The organism is Curvibacter sp. GW821-FHT01G03 (genome assembly GCF_059422285.1).
Genome location: NZ_JBWKWP010000024.1, coordinates 44747 through 63476 on the forward strand (window position 1 = coordinate 44747; position 18730 = coordinate 63476).

Here is an 18730-nt window from a genome sequence, read left to right on the forward strand (position 1 = left end):
GCGTGCCGCGGCCCGCCGGCCTCAGCGCAGGAAGGCGTCGTAGCCCGTCTTGAGGATCAGGAGCGACACCACGGCGATGAACACGCCGCGCACAAAGCCTGCCCCATGTTTGAGGGCCAGCCGCGTGCCCAGCACGCTGCCCAGCACATTGGCCGCCGCCAGCGGCAGCGCGTAGTGCCACCACACATGGCCCTTGAGGCTGAACAGGATCAGTGCGGCCAGGTTGGTGGCGGTGTTCAGCAGCTTGGCATTGGCCGACGCGTTCAAAAAGTCGTAGCCCAGCCAGCGCACCAGCAAAAAGACAAAGAAGCTGCCCGTGCCCGGGCCGAAGAAACCATCGTAGAAACCGATCACCAAGCCGATCAGGCTGATGGCGGCGGTCTCATGCAGGCCCGCAAAGCGCGGTGCATGGTGACGTCCGAGTTCCTTGCGGGCCAGGGTGTAGGCCAGCACACCAAGCAGGATCAGGGGCAGCAGGCGGCGCAGAAACTCGGGCGAGATCTGGGTCACGGCCCAGGCCCCCGCAAAGGCCCCGGCAAAGCCCGCGGCTGCGGCGGGCAACACGGTGGGCCAGCGCAGGCTCACGCGGCGCTGGTACTGCCAGGTGGCGATGCCTGTGCCCCAGATCGAGGCGCTCTTGTTGATGCCGAAGAGGGTGGCCGGTGGCGTGGTGGGGTAGATGGCGAACAGGGCTGGTACCAGGACCAGGCCGCCGCCGCCGACGATCGAATCGATGAATCCTGCCAGCAACGAGGCCAGCGATACAAGAAAGAAGTCCATTGGGCGGATTGTCGCATCGCCTGCCGGGGGGATCGGCTGATCGGGTCGGAGGCGTTTCAGCCAATAAAAAAGGCGCCCGGTTGGGCGCCTTTGTCAGGTTGCGGCAGCTTCTTTGAGCACCGTCCAGATGATGTTCTGGTTGTTTTGAAGGTTTGTCTCCTCGATCCCCCGCCATGACAGGTCACTGTGTGCCCGTCGCGAGTGCATGAAATGTATAACTTTGGACCATTTCGGTGCATTGGGGGTTTCCCTGCCCCCAATCGTGCTGCAGGCCCCGTTCAGCCCCTGGCATGAGTCATGCAGCTTGTGCGTCAGAAGAACCCCTGGAGGCAGGATGCGCGCAAGAGTGTTGGGAAACAGCAAGGTGATTGGGACGCTGGGCTGGGCCTGTCTGGCCTGTTCGGTGCGGGCCGAGTCGGCGCTGGCGATCAGCCGCCCGGGCCTGGTGCCCGAGGCCAGCCTGAACCCGGCCGACACGGCCTGGATGCTGAGCGCCACCGCCCTGGTGCTGCTCATGACCCTGCCGGGCCTGGCCTTGTTCTACGCCGGGATGGTGCGGCGCAAGAACGTGATCAACACCATGGCCAGCGTGCTGGCGGTGGCGGCCCTGGTCAGCCTGCTGTGGCTGGGGTTGGGGTATTCGCTGGCCTTCACGCCGGGCACGCCCTGGTTGGGCTCATGGGCGCGGGCCGGCTTTGCAGGCATGGACTACGTGAAAGAGGGGGCCCAGGTGGCGGTGAGCCATCTGGCGCCGCATGTGCCCGAGTCGGTGTTCGCCATGTTCCAGCTGACCTTCGCCGTCATCACGCCGGCCTTGATCGTGGGGGCCCTGGTCGAGCGCATGCGGTTTTCTGCCCTGCTGTGGTTTGCCGGCCTGTGGTCGCTGCTGGTGTACGCCCCGGTGGCCCATTGGGCCTGGGAGCCCGGGGGCTGGATGGCCCAGCTGGGCACGCTGGATTTTGCCGGTGGCACGGTGGTGCACATCAACGCCGGTGCGGCTGGTCTGGTCTGTGCCTATGTGCTGGGGCCGCGCCAGGGTTACGGGCGGGAGCCTTTTGAGCCCTACAGCCTGGCCTTGACCATGGTGGGCACGGGCCTGCTGTGGGTGGGCTGGTTTGGCTTCAATGCCGGCTCGGCGCTGGCCGCCGATGGCCGTGCCGGCCTGGCCATGCTGGTCACCCACCTGGCGGCCTGTGCCGGTGCGCTGGCCTGGATGCTGGGGGAGTGGGTGCGGCGCCGCCGCCCTTCGCTGCTGGGCCTGTGCTCCGGGGTGGTGGCGGGGCTGGTGGCCATCACCCCCGCCTCGGGCTATGTGACACCGGCCTCGGCCGTGCTGATCGGTGCGGTGGCTGGGCTGGCCTGCTATTGGGGGGCCACCGGCCTGAAGCGGCTGCTGCGCGCCGACGACTCACTGGACGTCTTTGGCGTTCATGGCATCGGGGGCCTGGTGGGCTGCCTGATGACGGGCTTGCTGGCCAACCCGGTGGTGGGTGGGGCCAAGGGGCAACTCGTGGTGCAGGCCCTGGGGGCTGTGGCGGTGCTGGGTTACAGCTTGGTGATGACTTGGGTGGTGCTGGGGCTGACCCGCGTGTTGGTGGGCCTGCGGGTGGACGAGGCCAGTGAGCAAGGGGGCCTGGATGTGGCCCAGCACCGAGAGCACCTGGGGGCATGAGCTTGCGTCCCCGCTGCCCGATGGAATTTGTCTGGAGAACCGCTCATGCTTGCCAGTGAAAAGTTGGCCATCGCGGCCCACCTGCATGTCTTGTTGCGCCGCAAGGCCGGTCGGGTGACGGACACCGAGTGGATGGCCGTCAATGCCGACTACGCGGCTGAAATGGTGCGGGTGGCGCGCAGCGTGGCCCAGGAGGGCGCTCACGCCGACCTGGCCGAATGGGCTGACAAGCTGGATCAGGCCTGGAACCCTCGGCCGGCGCCGGCTGTGTCGGCGCGCGAGCAGTTGGCGCGGGTGGGCCTGCGTGCTGCGGCCCCAGCCAGCCCGGCCGACCCGGAGGCCCCGCGCTATATCGGCGGCCTGCGCTGAACCTGCCCCTGACCGTGGTCAGGGCTTGAACTCCACCCACACCTCGAACTGCGACTCCGTCTGGCTCATCTCCGGGGGCGGTGGTGGATAGATGGCCGAGCGCACCGACTGCAGGGCGGCCCGGTCCACCAGGCCCATGCCACTGCCCACCAGCACGCGGGCGTTGGCCGGGGTGGTGCCCCGCAGCGTGAAGGCCACCCGGGTGCGTCCATGGAAGTCGGCCGCCACGGCCGCGGGCGGGTAGATGAAGGCGGCCTGCACAGCGGCGCGCACCTTGGCGATGTACTCGGGCGAAGGCCCCGTCGGGCCGGCGGGCGGCGGTGGGGGCGGCGGTGCCGGTGGCGCGGCCACGGCCGGCGCAGCGACGGCCTGGGCCTGGGGCGTGGCTGCCACCTCGCTGGGGGCACTGCTCACCGGCAGCGGTGGCGTGGGGGCCGGCGCTGCGGGCGGGGCCATGGCGGGGCGCGGGCTGCGTTGCACGGGCTGGGGGGTCGGCAGCGGTGGGGGCGGCTTGCTCACCGGCGGTGTCGGTGCTGCCTGGGGCGTGGGGGCAGGCACTGCCTCGATCTGCAAGGGCAGCACGCGCAGCGGTGGCTCGGCCGGGTGCAGGCTCAGCCAGAGCAGCAGGCCCGCCACGGCGGCGGCTTCCAGGGTCAAGGCGGCACCAAACGCTGGCCACAGCGGGGGCCGCGTGGGCGCTGCGGGGCGGGGCAGCAGCCTGGTGGCGGCAGACAAGGTGCTCATGGCCGCACGGTGCGTGCCGCCAGCCCGATCTGGGTGGCGCCGCCCAGTCGCACGGCGTCGATCGCGCCCATCAGCTGCTGCAGGTTGACATGCTCGCCACCCGCGATGGTGACGGCCAGGTGGGCGGCGTCGCGCTGCTTGACCAGGGCCGTCAGCTCGGGGGCTGGCAGGGCCTGTCCATCGACATGCAGCGAGCCGTCCTCATGCACCTCCACCAGCAGTTTGGGCGAGGGCATCGCGGTGGCCGTGCTGCTGGTGGGCAGCTTGCTGACGTGGCCCGAGGTGGGGATCATTTTCAGGGTCATCATGGCAAAGAAGACCAGCAGGAACAGCATGATGTCGATCATCGGAATGATCTCGATGCGGGCTTTCTTGGTTTCGAAGTAACGCATGGCGACTCACACGGCCTTCAGGTGCGAGGCCTGCTGCGTGGGCTGTGGGCGGCGGCGGTTCAGCAGCATGATCTTGAGGGTTTCGAGCTGGTGCACGATCACGCGCACCCGGGTGCTCAGCCAGTTGAAGAAGATCAGGCCGAGCATGGCGATGAACAAGCCGCAGGCGGTGGCGATCAGGGCTTCGGCGATGCCGCCGGTGACCTGGCTGGCCCCGTTCTGCACATCGTCCAGCACCGAGAAGGCGCGGAACATGCCCACGATGGTGCCGAACAGGCCCAGCAGCGGGGCCAGGGTGATGACGGTGTCCAGCACCCACAGCGATCGGTCCAGCAAGGGCACCTCGTGCATCAGCGATTCTTCGATGTGGCCGGCTGCGGTGTCGCTGGACGATTCGGCGGGCTCGTTGTCCAGGCTGCGGATCACCCGCACATGCGGCTGATCGGCATGTTTTTTCAGCAACACCTGGGTGGCCGGCGCCAGCAGGGCCGGGTCGTCGCGCAGGGCATTCATCAGGTCGACGCCGGCTTGCTGCATGTTCAGCAGGTGGCGGCTGCGTTCGATGATCACGGTCAGGGCAATCAGCAGCAGCAGGCCCATCAGGTACAGGGTGCCGCCGGAGGCGTTGGCCAGTTCAAACAGTTTGGAGGGGGTCATGTCGGGCTCGTGCAGTGGGTCAGTGGCGGGGCAGAAGGCATCTGGGGCCAGCGGGTGCTGGCCCCAGTCAGAGCGCCAAGGGCTCGGCGTCTCAGAAATCGGCGCGGGCCGACAGCATGTAGCTGCGCGGGGCCTGCCACTGGTACTGGGTGGAGGCGCTGCTCAGCGGGCCGCTCACGGCGACCAGGTTTTGCCGGTTGGTCAGGTTGAACACGCTGAACTGCAGCTTCAGGGCCTTGGCACCCATCAACGCACCGACGTTCTTGAAGGTGTAGGCCACGTTCAGGTCGGTGTTGTCGATGTGGCTGAGCTTGCCACCCAGCTTGGCGTTGTACTGCTCGCCGATGCGCTTGAAGATCAGCGAGGCGTTCCAGGGGCCAATGTTGTAGAGCGCGCCCAGGGCAGTGGTCACATTGGGGGCGTTGGGCACGTCGCCGGTGGGTTGGCCGTTGGCCGCGTTGCCAGCCTTGTACTTGGCGCTGTTGACGCCCACGTTGCCGTAGGCGGCCAGGCCCTGGCCGATCATGTAGGTGGCCTCGCCTTCAATGCCCTTGTAGATGGCGCCGCCGGCGTTGATGTAGTTCGGGTTGGCGCTGGTGCCGGTGTTGAGCTGCAGGTTGTTGACCGTGATGTAGTAGATGTCGCCCGACAGCGTGAGCGCGTCCGACTTGTGCACGGCACCCACCTGGTAGTTGGTGGTGGTCTGCGGGTCCGGCGCGGCACCGTTGGGCGAGCCCACGCCCAGGAAGGGCAGCTGCATGCCCTTGGCGTACTGGGCGTACAGCGAGTTGCTGCCGTCGAGCTGCTGGTTCACGGTCAGGAAGGGCAGCACCGCGTGGTAGGTGTACTGGTAGTCCTGCGGGGTCAGCGACTTCTGGTTCATGGCCGATTTCAGGCCCATGTGGTACCACATGGTCTTCAGGCCCGGGGTCACGGTGAGGCCCTTGGCGGCGGCCCATTCGAACTCGGCAAAGGGCTGCACCTGGTGCCAGTTCGAGTTCTGCTCGGCAAAGTTGGACGAGGTGACCACGCCGGTCGGGTAGGACCCATTGGCCCCAGGCAGTTGCTGACCGGTGGTCAGGTCGGCCTCCAGGTTGTGGCGCTGGGTGCGCGAGCCCTCGTACCAGAAGCCAGTGCGCAGCAGGCCGGCGTCGAACTGTTTGGTCGCTTTGAACACATCGCCCCACACGCGGTACATGTTGAGCTTGTAGTAGCCGGGCACGTCCCCGTTGGGCAGGGTCACGGGCCTCTTGAGCAGGTTGGTGAAGCTCAGGCTGGTGTCGGCGGTGCCGTTGTACAGCGAGGGGTCCTGGCCGGCCGTGGTGCTGTTGGTGTAGGCGTAGGTGTAGGCGTTGTTGTCGATTTCCCAGCCCGACGCCAGGCGGCTTTGCAGGCGCACATATTCCATGTCGGTCTGCTTGGCCGCGTAGTTGTAGCCGTAGTAGCCCTGGCTGCGCGGATTGCTGTTCAGGCTGTAGTTGGCGCCCATGGCGTTCACCTGGGCACGGGTCGGGCCGCTGGCGTTGTCAGGGGTGTTGGTCTTCACATCGGCCAGGCTCATGAACAGCGTCAGCAGGCTGCTGTCGCCCACGGGGCGCTGGTACTTGGCGGTGATGTTCTTGTTGACCTGGTCGTTGTGGGTCAGGTAGCCCTTGGCGCCCATGTGCTGGGCATTGAGTTGCAGGGTGGCGTCGCTGCCCTCCATGCGGCCGCTTTCGTAGGCAATGCCTTCCAGCACCGTGCCCCACGAGCCCACCGAGCCATACACCTGAACCTGCTGCGTTTCCGAGGGGGTCTTGGAGAACAGGTTGACGCTGCCGCCGTAGGTCGAATAACCGATGTTGCTGGCATTGCCCGGGCCACGCTCGATCACCATGCCGCCGATCACCGAGGCCGGAAAGTAGGCGGTCGAGTGGTGGGTCGGGCCGTTCGAGTCGCCGAAGGGGATGCCGTCGAAGGTGACGTTGTACTCACCGTCCTGGAAGCCGCGCAGGCTCATCTTCTGGTCGGCCAGGCCTGGGCCGTTGGTGGAAGGCATCGACGCCACGCTGGGCGCAATCGCCGTGATGGTGTTGAAGTTGCCGGTGGGCGGGGTCGAGTCTTCGATGAAGGCGCGCGAGATGATCGACTGAGGCTGGGTGGCTTTCAGGCTGGCTTGCGTGGGGGCCACCGAGGCTGCGGTACCGCGTTCGGCTTTCACGGTCGGCGTGGCGGCGGCGCCACCGCTGCCGCCGACGGTGCCAAGGTCAACGGTGTCGGCCAGGGCGGCCTGTGAGGCCCCCAGTGAGATCAGGGCCAGCGTCAGCAGGCGGGTCAGGGGACGTGTTGGGAAAGGACAGACGTGGGACATGTTATGGGTTCTTCTGCAAAGGGTGGGACACAAGGTCAAGCCATGGGGAACCCCGGGAATCTAGAGATGGCCCGTGACATGCCGTTGACGTTGTTGTGACAAATGGATACAAGTCGACGCCCCACCGGCAGGCGTTAAGCTCTGCGCCTCCTGAGGTTTCCGGTGCGCATGAGAGAGGGCTGCCCATGAATTTGCGATTGAACTGGCTTCTGGCGGGCTGCTGTGCCTGGCTGCTGTCGGCCTGTGCCCTCCCTGAGGGCGGTACCTTGGTCCCGACGCCTGCAGTGGCAGCCGCTGCACCGGTGCCTGCGATGCCCCAGACGGCCGATGTGGCGCCGCCGGCCCCGGTGTTTCACTTCACCACCGTGGGTGACAGCCGGCACGACCCGCGCGCCCCGGGCTTGACGGGGCAGGATCGGCGCTGGTTACAGGCCACCCAGGTGTTGGCGCGCATGACCCGGGAGATGGCGGCGGTGCGGCCGCAGGCCCTGGTCTTCAACGGCGACATGATCATGGGCTACACCCGCGATGCCACCCAGGTCGAGCGCGAGTACGCCTACTGGCGCGGCATGGTGGCTGGCTTGATGGAGCAGGGCACCTATGTGCTCCCGGTGCCTGGCAACCATGAGGTTCAGGTGCCGACGCGGCTGGGCAATGGACGCACCGAGAAGCTGGCGCAAGCCTGGCTCGAAGACGCCTGGCGGGCCAACATGGGCGATCTGATCCTGGACGAGACGCGCTGGAGCCGCCTGACGGGCCAGCCCGCCCAGGCCTGGCGCCCCTCCCACGCTCCGGCCTCGGGCAGCGATGGCGTCAGCACGCCGCAGCAGCTGCTCAGCTATTCATTCGATGTCGGCTCGGTGCACCTGGCCGTCATCAACACCGACCCGGTGGGTTTTGACAGCTCGGCGCCGGTGCGCTGGCTGCGCGCCGACCTGGCTGCCGCCAAGGCGCGCGGAGCGAGGCACTATTTCGTGTTTGGCCACAAGATGGCCTATGTGTATGAGTTTCAGGCCGGTGTGGCCGAGCGTGAAGATGGCCTGAACGTGCGCCCGGCCTTGCGCGACGCGTTCTGGGATGTCATCGAGGACTATGGCGCTACCTACTTCTGCGGCCACCAGCACATCTACCACGCCTCGCAGCCCCGGCTGGCGCAAGGGGGCCGGGCCTGGCAGGTGATCGTGGGCTCGGGCGGATCCCCTTTTGCCGCCTGGCCCGGCCAGAGCAGCAACCCTTTCGACCGCTTCTATGCCTGGGCGGATGTGAAGGTCTATGCCGACGACCGCGTGCAGATCCAGGTGCTGGGCTTTGACGAGCACTTCGGCCCCACCCAGGTGCTGAAGACCTGGGATCTGCCCTGATCGGGCTCAGCTCCGCCCGGTGATCCAGCCGGCGGCGCGCTCGGCCATCATCAGCGTGGGGCTGTTGGTGTTGCCGCTGGTGATGGTGGGCATCACCCCGGCGTCGACCACACGCAGGCCGGCGATGATGCGCCGGGGCTGGCCGGGCAGGCCCACGCCGTCGAACACGCGCAGGCGCGAATCGACCACGGCCTGCGGGTCGTCGGCGCGCCCCATGCGCGTGGTACCCACGGGGTGGAAGATGGTGGTGGCAATGTCGCCGGCCAGCCGGGCCAGTTCTTCATCGCTCTGGTACTGGGTACCGGGCTTGAACTCTTGGGGCTGGTAGCGCGCCAGCGCAGGCTGGGCCACGATGTGCCGCGTCAGGCGCAGGCTGTCGGCGGCCACCTGGCGGTCTTCGTCCGTGCTGAGGTAGTTGGGGGCGATGGCGGGGGCTTCGTCAAAACGCGGGCTTTTCACCAGCACCGAGCCGCGGCTGCTGGGGTTGAGGTTGCACACGCTGGCGGTGAAGGCATTGAAGCTGTGCAGGGGCTCGCCAAACGCGTCCAGGCTCAAGGGTTGCACGTGGTACTGGATGTTGGGGTGGGGCAGGTCGGGCCGGCTGCGCGTGAAGGCCCCCAGCTGGCTGGGCGCCATGCTCATGGGGCCGCTGCGTTTGAGAGCGTACTCCAGACCGATCATCGCCTTGCCCCACAGGCTGTTGGCCAGGGTGTTGAGCGTTTTCACGCCCTGGACCTGGAACACGGCCCGGATCTGCAGGTGGTCCTGCAGGTTGTGGCCGACCCCGGGCAGATCGACCTGGGGGGCAATGCCGCGTGCCAGCAGTTCCGGGGCCGCGCCGATGCCCGAAAGTTGCAGGATCTGCGGCGTGCCGATGCTGCCGGCACACAGCACGACCTCGGCGCTGGCCCGGGCCGTGACCATCTCGCTGCCCGTCCAGACCTGCACGCCGGTGCAGCGTCGGCCGCCGTCGGCCTGGGTTTCAAGCAGCAGGCGCGCCACCTGGGCTTGGGTCCAGAGTTCAAAGTTGGGGCGTGCATAGCAGGTGGGCCGCAAAAAGGCCTTGGCCGAGTTCCAGCGCCAGCCGCTTTTCTGGTTCACCTCGAAATAGCCCACGCCTTCGTTGCTGCCCTGGTTGAAGTCGTCGCTGGCCGGCACGCCCGCTTGCTGGGCTGCCTGGGCAAAGGCGTCAAGGATGTCCCAGCGCAGGCGCTGCTTTTCAACCCGCCACTCCCCGCTGCTGCCGGTGCGCCGGTGGCCGTGCCATTGCTCGAAGCCGGCCGGTGATTGACCCGCCACATCCAGGCGCCAGTGGTCTTCGTGGCGCATGAATTCGGGCAGCACCTGCTGCCAACGCCACGCGTCATCCCCCGTCAGTTCGGCCCAATGCTCGTAGTCGCGGGCCTGGCCACGCATGTAAATCATGCCGTTGATGCTGCTGCAGCCACCCAGGGTCTTGCCGCGCGGGTAACGCAGGGTGCGCCCGTTCAGGCCGGCGGCCGGTTCGGTCTGGTAGAGCCAGTCGGTGCGCGGGTTGCCGATGCAGTACAGGTAGCCCACCGGGATGTGGATCCAGTGGTAGTCGTCCTTGCGGCCCGCCTCGATCAGCAGCACCCGGCGGCTGGGGTCGGCACTGAGCCGGTTGGCCATCAGTGCGCCCGCCGTGCCGGCACCGATCACGATGTAGTCGAACAAGGCCTCTGCCGCTGGGGCCGGTGCCTGGGAAGAGGAGGGGGCTTGGCTCATGGTGTCTCCGGGGCGTGTATTTGCCAATCTCATGATTCGTTGGCGATCTGTGGCGCAGTTTCAGGCAGATTGGCCCGTTAATCCAATGAGTTGTTCAAAACTGTCTTATAAGAATGGCAAATATCACAAAGGGATTGCGCCCATGTCACCGTCCCTCATGACCGACCCTCAAAGCCTGCGCGCCTTCGTCATGGTGGCCCGCGAGGGCAGCGTGTCGCGGGCGGCGGCCCGCTTGCACCTGTCGCAGCCGGCGGTCAGCCTGCAGCTCAAGGCGCTGGCCCAGGCCACCGGTTTGAGCCTGTTCAGCCGCAGCCCACGTGGCCTGGTGTTGACCGCCGATGGTGCGGCCCTGCTGCCCCAGGCCGAGCGGGCCTTGGGCGCGCTGGTCGATTTTGCCCAGGCGGCCCAGCGTCTGCACCACACCGTGCGCGGCAGCCTGCGCATCGGCACCATCCTCGACCCCGAGTTCACCCGCCTGGGCGCCTTTCTCAAGCACCTGGTCGAGGCCGCCCCGCAGGTCCGCACCGAATTGCGTCAGGCCATGAGCGGCGATGTCTGGGATGCCGTGCAGCGCAATGCGCTGGATGGGGGCTTCTACCTGGCCGAACCGGATCAGCCACCCCCCGAGCCGCTGGCCCAGCTCACCTTGACCCGGTTCACCTACCGGGTGCTGGCGCCGGCGGGTTGGGGGCCGCAGGTGCAGGGGCGTGGTTGGAAGGGCCTGGCGGCCCTGCCCTGGCTGGCCACGCCGCCCGCATCGGCCCACCATCGGCTGCTGGCGCGGGTCATGGGCGTCGGTTCGCCTGCCGGTCTGGAGCCCCGCTGGGTGGCCCTGGTGGACCAGGAGTCCAGCATGCTGGACCTGGTGCGCTCCGGTGTGGGCCTGAGCCTGGTGCGTGACTCCATCGCCATGCGCGAAAGCCAGGCCCGAGGGCTGGTGATTGCCGATGCCGTCAGCCTGGATTGCGACCTGGCCTTTGTGTACCCGGCGGCCCGGCGTGATGACCCGGTGCTGGCCTGTGCCTGTGCGGCTTTGGCGGCGGTCTGGGCCTGAGCGCGTGGTCTTGGCGTGTTGTCCAAACGTCAGCTTTGTGTTGCTTTGCAATCTATTTGATGCTGTGCCGTGGCGGCCTTGAGAGCCCGGGCTGGCTGGCGTTACGATGTGACAGTTTTGACCCCCCCCTTGCCTTGTGACCGACACCTCCCCGTCTTCCCCCAGCCTGGTATGGCGTGACACCGCCGATGGGCGCTGTGCCGCGCCCACCGGCCAATGGACGGCCGCGGCGCTGGCGGATCGAGGGGTGGCACACCAGCTTCTGCAGGCCCTGGCACCGGCGCGCGGTGGCCCTGCCGGGCCGGTGCAATGGGATCTGAGCGGCCTGCAGCGGCTGGACCACGTGGGGGCGCAATTGCTGTGGCGCCAATGGGGAATGCAGTGGCCGGCGCAGTTGCAGATCGATGCCTTGCAGCGCCAGATGCTGGAACGCGTGGCGCGCCTGACCTTGCCGCCTGGGCAGGACCGGACCGAGGCCTCCGGCGATGGCACCCGTTCGGCCATCGACCACCTGGGGCTGCGGGTGTTGAAAGGCCTGGGCCATGCGCGTGACTACGTGCGCATGCAAGGGCAGCTGTTGCTGGATGTCATGCAATTGCTGCGGGCACCGCGCGACGCCCCCTGGCGGGATTTGTCGGGCCACCTGTACCAGATGGGGGCCACGGCCATGCCGATCACCGCGCTGGTGGGTTTTCTGATCGGCGTGGTGTTGGCCTACTTGATGGCGCTGCAACTGCGCCAGTTCGGTGCCGAGGCCTTCATCGTGAACATTCTGGGCATTTCACTGATCCGCGAGTTGGGGCCCCTGCTGGCCGCCATCCTGGTGGCGGGGCGCTCAGGCTCGGCGATCACGGCGCAGATCGGCGTGATGCGGGTCACCGAAGAGCTGGACGCCATGCGGGTGATGGGCATCGCCCACGGCTTCCGGCTGGTCATGCCGCGGGCGCTGGGGCTGGCCATCGCCATGCCGCTGATTTCGGTCTGGACCACCCTGGCCTCGCTGGCCGGCGGCATGCTCGCCAGCGATCTGGCCCTGAAGGTGACCCCGGCATTTTTCATGCAGGCGCTGCCGGCGGCGGTCGAGGCCAGCAATCTGTTGCTGGCCACCGGCAAGTCGGTGGTGTTCGGCATCCTGATCGCCCTGGTGGGCTGCCATTACGGCCTGGGGGTCAAACCCAATACCGAGAGCCTGGGGCAGGGCACCACGGCGTCGGTGGTGACTTCCATCACCGTGGTGATCCTGGTGGACGCGCTGTTCGCCATCCTGTTCAAGGACGTGGGGATCTGATGAACGCAACGGTCGTGCCTCTGGCCAACCTGGCCCCACCGGCCGATGCCGCCCCCGTGGTGGACATCGAGGGCCTGTGGACGGTGTTCGGTCGTGGCGAATCCGAGGTGGTGATCCACCGCGACCTGGCCTTGCAGGTGCGCCGCGGCGAGGTCTTGACCCTGGTCGGGGGCTCGGGCACCGGCAAGACGGTGCTGCTGCGCCAGATGCTGGGCCTGGAGCATCCCGCTCGGGGGCGTGTGCAGGTGCTGGGTCAGCCGGCGGCCGAGCTGGGCCGCCACGGCGCCTCCAGCCGCGTGGGCATGCTGTTTCAGCAAGGGGCCTTGTTTTCGGCCTTCAGCGTGCTCGAGAACATCGCCTTTGCTTTGCGAGAGCTGGGCACGCTGCCGGCCGATGTGGTGACCGACGCCGCCTACGTGAAGCTGCAGATGGTGGGCCTGGGTCCCCAGCATGCCCACAAGCGCCCCTCGGATCTGTCGGGCGGCATGATCAAGCGGGTGGCACTGGCGCGTGCCCTCATCATGGACCCGCCCTTGCTGCTGCTGGACGAACCCACCGCAGGCCTGGATCCCCACGCGTCTGACGACTTCTGCGACCTGCTCAAGGACCTGCACGCCGAGCTGGGTCTGACGGTGATCATGGTCACGCACGATCTGGACACGCTGTTCGCGCTGTCCACTCGGGTGGCTGTGCTGGCCAGCCAGAAAGTGCTGTTCACCGACACGCCGCGGGTGGTCGCCGGCCTGGACCACCCCTTCATCCACGACTTCTTCCAGGGCGAGCGCGGGCGCCGGGCCATGGCCCCGGCCCCCACCATCCCCTGAAGCCCACGTTCGAGGAACACCGCACATGGAAAACAAATCCCACGCCATGGCCGCCGGCACCTTTGTGCTGGTGGTCACCCTGCTCTTGCTGTCACTGGGCTTCTGGCTCACGCGGGACAAGGGGCGCTACCAGTCCTGGGAGCTCTCGACCCGTGACAGCGTCACCGGCCTGCAGCCCCAGGCCCCCGTGCGCTACAAGGGGGTGGCCGTGGGCAAGGTGACCCAGATCGGCTTCGACAACGAAGCCAAGGGCAATGTGCTGATCCGCATCTCGGTGGAGGAAAAGACCCCCCTGACCGCGACCACCTTTGCCACCCTGGCCTACCAGGGGGTCACAGGCCTGGCCTATGTGCTGCTGGACGACGCGGGCCAGGCCCAGGAGCCCTTGCCCAGTGGCGAAGATGGGCTGCCGCGCCTGCCCCTGGTCACCTCGCAACTGGGCAAGCTCACCGAACAGGCCCCTGAGCTGCTGTCTCAGATCCAGGATGCCACCCAGCGCATCGCTCAGACCTTGTCGGACGACAACCAGAAACGCCTGTCGCTGATGCTGGCCAACATCGGGCAGGCCTCGGCCAATGTGGCCGAGATCACGGCCACCCTCAACAGCACGGTGAAGACCCACGTGGAGCCTGCGCTGGCGGCGGTGCCTGCGTTGACGCGGGATGCCTCGCAGACCCTGCGGGCCGTGCAGAACAGCGCTGCCGAAGTGGGGCGCATGTCGGGCGAAATCGCGCAGACGGCGCATCGTTTGAACGAGAAGGACGGCCCGCTGGACCGCATCGCGCAAGGCACCGAAGCCTTGTCCCATGTCACGGACACCCTGGGCTCGACCACCTTGCCGCGGGTCAACCGCTTCACTGAAGACAGCGCCCGTGCCGCGCGCCAGTTGGGGCGCACCGTCACCGGCATCAATGACAACCCGCAATCGCTGCTGTTCGGCCATGGCCTGGTCGAGCCGGGCCCGGGTGAGCCCGGCTTTCGGGCCCCGGCTGTCTTGACCCGCCCGTGAACCAGATCCAGGAGAACCTTGCCATGACCCCCTATTTGACGGATCGCCGGGTGCTGTCGGCTGCCTGGGCTGCGGCCTTCCTTCTGCTGGCCGGCTGCTCTGCCCTGCCGGAGCGCCCTGTGCGCCCCGCCCAGTACGATTTCGGCCCCGGCTTGGCGCAGGCCGATGCGGTCGCCCCGCCCGCCAAACCCTTGCCAGTGCTGGCACTGGCCGACCTGGAACCCGTGGGCGTGTTCGAGGGCTCCAGTGCGGTGCTGTATCGGCTGGCCTACGCGGGCGATCAGCAACTGCGCCCGTATGCGCAGGCCCGTTGGACCTTGCCGCCCGCTCAGCTGATCCGGCAGCGCCTGCGCGATCACCTGTCGACGCGCTACACGGTCATGAGTGCGGGCGAGAGTGCAGCGCTCAAGCGTGCCGACAACCAGCCCGTGCGGGTGCTGCGCCTCGAGTTGGAGGAGTTCACCCAGGTGTTTGACAGCCCCAGCCACAGCCAGGCGCTGGTGCGCCTGCGCGCCACCCTGGTCGATAACAGCCCAGCGGGTGAAACCCTGCTGGCCCAGCAGGTCTTCACGGCGCACGAACCGGCGGCCAGTGCCGATGCGGTCGGTGGCGTGTGCGCACTGACACGGGCCACCGATCAGGTGGCCGGCACCTTGGGGCAGTGGCTGGAGCGGGCTCGCTGAGCACCGGGATGAGCGCCGTCCGGTCTGGCAAAGCCAGCCTGGGTGAACACCGTGCTGGTGTTTGAAAATGATGTGTCTGAGTCCCCGGATGCGTCAACCACCCGATGGGCATCGTCGTTGAGTCCATTGGTGCAGTCAACTTGACCGATGGTTGCCTGGGCCAGGGCTTGGTCACGGGCCCTCCATCAGCGGCCGGGGAACTTCGCCTGCCGCGCGCCATCCACTCAGATCAATGAGGGCGATCACGCCCCGAGGGAGTTCCATGTCAGACACCAGGAAGAACGCGCCGCCCAAGGGCAGCGCTTCCACCCAGACCCCACCCGCGCGTGCCGCCCAACCCTTGCCCGGATCCGATGCGCCGGCCACCCCGGCTTGGGCCAAAGCCTCGGTGGCCTGGCCTTTCAAGGCGGCCCCCTCGCTGGCCCAACGCACCCGTCGCAAGCCCTGAGAGCCTGTTCAATGTCTCGCCTGATTTCGCTGCGCGACCCAAGAGAGACTTTGAACAGGGGGTGTCGAGCCTGCTGACGGTCACCCTGCCGGCTGGCTGACCTGGATCAAATCCAGGGCGTTCGCTCGCGCTTATGCTGCCGCGATTGCGCACACCCGGAGAACCGCTCATGAACCAGCTCGAATGGAGCGACGCCCTGTCGCTGGACCTGCCTTTGATGGACGACACCCACCGCGAGTTCGTCGATCTGCTGGCGGTCGTGGCCTCAGCCCCTGACGACACCCTGCTGCAACATTGGCAGGTGCTGGTGGACCACACGGATGATCACTTCGGCCGTGAAGACCGCTGGATGCAGGACACCCGCTTCTCGTCGTCCAACTGCCACACCATGCAGCACAAGGTGGTGCTGCAGGTGATGCGCGAAGGTGCGGTGCGCGGTGCCGCAGGTGATCTGGCCGTGGTGCGGCAGATGGCCTCTGAACTGGCCATCTGGTTTCCGCAGCATGCTCAATCCATGGATGCGGCCCTGGCCCTGCACCTGCGCCGCGTGGGTTACGACGCCGAGACCGGCGTCGTGGCATCGCCCGATGCCCTGCCCCAGGGTGAGATCCATGGCTGCGGCGGGTCGACCTGCTCTGACACGGCAGAAGAAACGCTGGCGGCCTGATCGCCGCCTGAGGGCCGCTTTGACCTGGGGCTGAGTCTGGCCCCCAAACAAAAACCCGCTCGGCGGGTTTTTTGTTGTCTGCTTGAGTCGATGCTGTTCGTGTGAAACGGCCCAGGCAACAAAAAAGCCAGCAGGCTTGCACCTGCTGGCCTCAACTGGGCGTATGCGGCGATGGTTTAGAAGCGCCAGCCCAGACCCACACCCACCAGCAGGGGGTCCACCTTGAAGGTCCCCAACTTGCTGCCAGCGGCGCTCACATCCGTGCGGATGTAAACCTTTTTCACGTCGAAGTTGACGTACAAATTCTTGCCCACAGGAATGTCCACACCGGCTTGCAGGGCGGGGCCAAAGCTGTTGCTGTCCACGCTCACACCGGCGGGCAGGTTGATGCTGCTCAGGCGGGTGTAGTTGATACCGGCGCCGACATAGGGCTTGAAGCCGTTCATGTCGAAGTGGTATTGCAGCGTCAGGGTCGGCGGCAGGTGCTTGAACGAGCCGATGGCCGCGCCGTTCGAGTACAGCGTCTGGCTTTGCGGCACGGTCAGGATCAACTCGGCAGCGATGTTCTTGTTGATGAAGTAGGTGAAGTCGACTTCAGGCAGCCACTTGTTGTTGGTCGACAGACCCAGGCCGGTCGTGTCGCCGTTGGAGGCTTGCAGATTCACGGCGCGGGCGCGCACCAGCCAGGGGCCTTCGGCTTGCTGGGCGAAGGCCGCGCCAGACATCAGTGCACACAGGGCGGCGACAGCCATCACTTGCTTTTTCATGGTGTTCTTTCTCACATCACCGGGGACGGCCCCCGTATCGCTATTAAATTCAAATCACCCCGGTCAAACCTTGCGGAATGTCAAATTCAAAACCGACTCGAGGTCGAGGGTGTCATTTGTTTGCGCTGCATCAAGTTTGCGGGGCTTCGGTGGTTTTCCAGACCCTGTGGCTTGTGCTTGTTTTCAGCCCGGCAACAGCACCTGTGCAGGCGCATTGGCGCTCAGGCTGAAGGTGGCCACGGTCTGGGTCAGGCGTTCGGCCTGCTCGCGCAGGCTCTGGGCGGCGGCGGCGGATTGCTCCACCAGGGCCGCGTTTTGCTGCGTCATCTGATCGAGCTGGCCCACTGAACTGTTCACCTGCGAAATGCCCTGGGATTGTTCGGCTGCGGCGGCCGCGATGTCGGCCACCACTGTGGTGACACGCTGGACTGCGCTGACGATGTCTTCCATGGTGCGCCCCGCTTCATGCACCTGGCGGGTGCCGTCCTCGACCCGTTCGACGCTGCTGGTGATCAGTCCCTTGATTTCGCGGGCCGCTTCTGCGCTGCGCTGGGCCAGGGTGCGCACTTCGCTGGCCACCACGGCAAAGCCACGGCCTTGCTCGCCGGCCCGGGCGGCCTCCACCGCAGCATTCAGCGCCAGGATGTTGGTCTGAAAGGCGATGCTGTCGATCAGGCCGGTGATGTCAGCGATCCGGCGCGAGCTGGCATTGATGGCTTCCATGGTGCTCACCACCTGGGCCACCACGGCCCCGCCGTGCGAGGCCACTTCGGTGGCGTGGGAGGCCAGACCGCTGGCGGTGTGGGCGGCGTCAGCGGTCTGCTTGACATTGCCGGTGAGCTGTTCGATCGACGAGGCTGTGAGCTGCAGACTGGCCGCGGTCTGCTCGGTGCGCACCGACAGGTCGTGGTTGCCCGTGGCGATCTCGGCACTGGCGGTGGCGATGCTGTCGGCTGACTGGCGAATGCCCAGGATCACCCGGGTCAGCGAGGCCTGCATGGTGCCCAGGGCCTGCAGCAGGTGGCTGGTCTCGTCCCGGCTGTCGCGTGTGGCCAGCTGATGCTGGGGCAACGGGCTGAGATCACCCGAGGCCACCTGTTGCGCCACCTTGAGCGAGCGCGACACGGGTTGGGTGATGCTGCGCGTGATGAGCACCGAACAGCCCACGCCCACGCCCAGGCACAGGCTGCCCAGCAGCCACATCAGGTGGCGTGCGCGGTCGTTGGCCTCGCGGATCGGGGTGGCGGCCTGATCGAGGGCCTTGCGCTGCATTTCAAGCAAAGTCTTGACACGCTCCACATACCGGCTGGCATTGGGCAGGAAGGCGCTTTCAAGCAGCTTGTCGGCCTCGGCACCCTGGCCATCGCGTTTGAGGCGGATCACGTCATCACGCGCCGCCACGTAGCCCTTGCGCAGTTCTGAGATCTCGGCGAACAGGTGCTTTTCCTCGGCGCTGACCATCAGGCCTTCGACCTGTTTCTGGATGGCGGTGGTGTCGGCCGCCGATTGCTTTTGCTCATCGGCAAAGAAGGTGGCCAGTGAGGGGTCGGTGCTTTTGGCAATGGCCGTGGTCCGGCGCACGGCACTGTGAATGAGACGGTACCAGTCCGAGATCAGGCGCTCTTTGGCCAGCGGCTGGTCGATGATGGCCTGGGTGGATTCGGTGGCGGTCTGCAACTGCCAGTTGCCCAGGCCGGTGTTGAGCAGCGTGAGCAGCAATAAAAGGCCGAAGCCCAGCGCAAGCCGGGTGCCAATGGGGAGTTTCTGCATGGGTAGGGTCCTGTGACTGCGACGCAGCCTGGTGGCCTGACGGCTGAAACCAGCTTCTCGGTCGGGCCGGATGGTCAGGCGGCGTCCCTGCGATTCTAGAAACGCAGGCCATGCACCGCTTGGGTGCTTGGGGTTTCCTTGACCGATAT

General features: G+C 66.8%; 18 protein-coding genes. 10 read left to right on the forward strand and 8 right to left on the reverse strand.

The genetic code is table 11. The annotated features are described in order from the left end of the window. Positions 1-21: 21 nt before the first annotated feature. Entirely contained in the window at positions 22-780 is a 759-nt protein-coding gene (locus tag AC07VS_RS25750) for a sulfite exporter TauE/SafE family protein (protein WP_492350074.1), read from the reverse strand. Between the two features lie 334 nt (positions 781-1114). Between AC07VS_RS25750 and AC07VS_RS25755 the strand changes: the two genes are divergently transcribed. Both AC07VS_RS25755 and AC07VS_RS25760 read left to right on the forward strand, forming a co-directional pair. Continuing rightward, entirely contained in the window at positions 1115-2452 is a 1338-nt protein-coding gene (locus AC07VS_RS25755; protein ID WP_494752390.1) for an ammonium transporter, read from the forward strand. Positions 2453-2497: 45 nt separating this feature from the next. After that, complete coding sequence (locus AC07VS_RS25760) at positions 2498-2821, forward strand: hypothetical protein (RefSeq protein ID WP_494752391.1); 324 nt, start codon at positions 2498-2500, stop codon at positions 2819-2821. A gap of 18 nt (positions 2822-2839) precedes the next feature. On the opposite strand, the gene AC07VS_RS25765 is transcribed toward AC07VS_RS25760, so the two are convergent. The 4 genes from AC07VS_RS25765 to AC07VS_RS25780 form a co-directional block, all read right to left on the reverse strand. After that, on the reverse strand, positions 2840-3565 hold the full coding sequence (locus AC07VS_RS25765) for a TonB family protein (RefSeq protein WP_494752392.1): 726 nt from the start codon (positions 3563-3565) through the stop codon (positions 2840-2842). Continuing rightward, a complete protein-coding gene (locus AC07VS_RS25770; protein ID WP_494658488.1) occupies positions 3562-3957 on the reverse strand; it encodes an ExbD/TolR family protein in 396 nt (131 codons plus the stop codon). Before AC07VS_RS25770 ends, AC07VS_RS25765 begins: the two co-directional genes overlap by 4 nt. Positions 3958-3963: 6 nt before the next feature. Continuing rightward, positions 3964-4614, reverse strand: coding sequence for a MotA/TolQ/ExbB proton channel family protein (locus AC07VS_RS25775; protein WP_492350069.1), 651 nt, complete (start codon positions 4612-4614; stop codon positions 3964-3966). A 91-nt stretch (positions 4615-4705) separates the two neighbouring features. Beyond that, complete coding sequence (locus AC07VS_RS25780; protein WP_494752393.1) at positions 4706-6964, reverse strand: TonB-dependent receptor; 2259 nt, start codon at positions 6962-6964, stop codon at positions 4706-4708. A gap of 185 nt (positions 6965-7149) precedes the next feature. Between AC07VS_RS25780 and AC07VS_RS25785 the strand changes: the two genes are divergently transcribed. Further along, on the forward strand, positions 7150-8325 hold the full coding sequence (locus AC07VS_RS25785) for a metallophosphoesterase family protein (protein ID WP_494658490.1): 1176 nt from the start codon (positions 7150-7152) through the stop codon (positions 8323-8325). A 6-nt stretch (positions 8326-8331) separates the two neighbouring features. Here the strand turns inward: AC07VS_RS25785 and AC07VS_RS25790 are convergent, their stop codons facing one another. Beyond that, positions 8332-10071 (reverse strand): GMC family oxidoreductase, encoded by a 1740-nt coding sequence (locus tag AC07VS_RS25790; RefSeq protein ID WP_494752394.1) that lies wholly within the window; start codon positions 10069-10071, stop codon positions 8332-8334. 142 nt (positions 10072-10213) lie between these two features. Between AC07VS_RS25790 and AC07VS_RS25795 the strand changes: the two genes are divergently transcribed. The 7 genes from AC07VS_RS25795 to AC07VS_RS25825 all read left to right on the forward strand — a co-directional run bounded on the left by AC07VS_RS25795 (position 10214) and on the right by AC07VS_RS25825 (position 16044). Beyond that, positions 10214-11125 (forward strand): LysR family transcriptional regulator, encoded by a 912-nt coding sequence (locus AC07VS_RS25795; protein ID WP_494752395.1) that lies wholly within the window; start codon positions 10214-10216, stop codon positions 11123-11125. A gap of 136 nt (positions 11126-11261) precedes the next feature. After that, entirely contained in the window at positions 11262-12413 is a 1152-nt protein-coding gene (locus AC07VS_RS25800; protein ID WP_494752396.1) for an MlaE family ABC transporter permease, read from the forward strand. After that, entirely contained in the window at positions 12413-13237 is an 825-nt protein-coding gene (locus AC07VS_RS25805) for an ABC transporter ATP-binding protein (protein WP_494752397.1), read from the forward strand. Before AC07VS_RS25800 ends, AC07VS_RS25805 begins: the two co-directional genes overlap by 1 nt. A gap of 25 nt (positions 13238-13262) precedes the next feature. After that, positions 13263-14246 carry an MlaD family protein gene (locus AC07VS_RS25810; protein WP_492350062.1) on the forward strand — a complete coding sequence of 328 codons (984 nt, stop codon included), beginning with the start codon at positions 13263-13265 and terminating at the stop codon, positions 14244-14246. Between the two features lie 23 nt (positions 14247-14269). Next, positions 14270-14929, forward strand: coding sequence for an ABC-type transport auxiliary lipoprotein family protein (locus tag AC07VS_RS25815; protein WP_494752398.1), 660 nt, complete (start codon positions 14270-14272; stop codon positions 14927-14929). Positions 14930-15191: 262 nt separating this feature from the next. Beyond that, positions 15192-15377 carry a hypothetical protein gene (locus AC07VS_RS25820; RefSeq protein WP_492350060.1) on the forward strand — a complete coding sequence of 62 codons (186 nt, stop codon included), beginning with the start codon at positions 15192-15194 and terminating at the stop codon, positions 15375-15377. 169 nt (positions 15378-15546) lie between these two features. Beyond that, positions 15547-16044, forward strand: a complete 498-nt coding sequence (locus AC07VS_RS25825) for a hemerythrin domain-containing protein (RefSeq protein WP_492350059.1) — start codon at positions 15547-15549, stop codon at positions 16042-16044. A 176-nt stretch (positions 16045-16220) separates the two neighbouring features. Here AC07VS_RS25825 and AC07VS_RS25830 read toward each other — a convergent pair whose 3' ends face one another. Then, complete coding sequence (locus tag AC07VS_RS25830) at positions 16221-16811, reverse strand: OmpW/AlkL family protein (RefSeq protein WP_492350058.1); 591 nt, start codon at positions 16809-16811, stop codon at positions 16221-16223. Between the two features lie 183 nt (positions 16812-16994). Beyond that, positions 16995-18581, reverse strand: coding sequence for a methyl-accepting chemotaxis protein (locus tag AC07VS_RS25835; RefSeq protein WP_494752399.1), 1587 nt, complete (start codon positions 18579-18581; stop codon positions 16995-16997). Positions 18582-18730 lie beyond the last annotated feature (149 nt).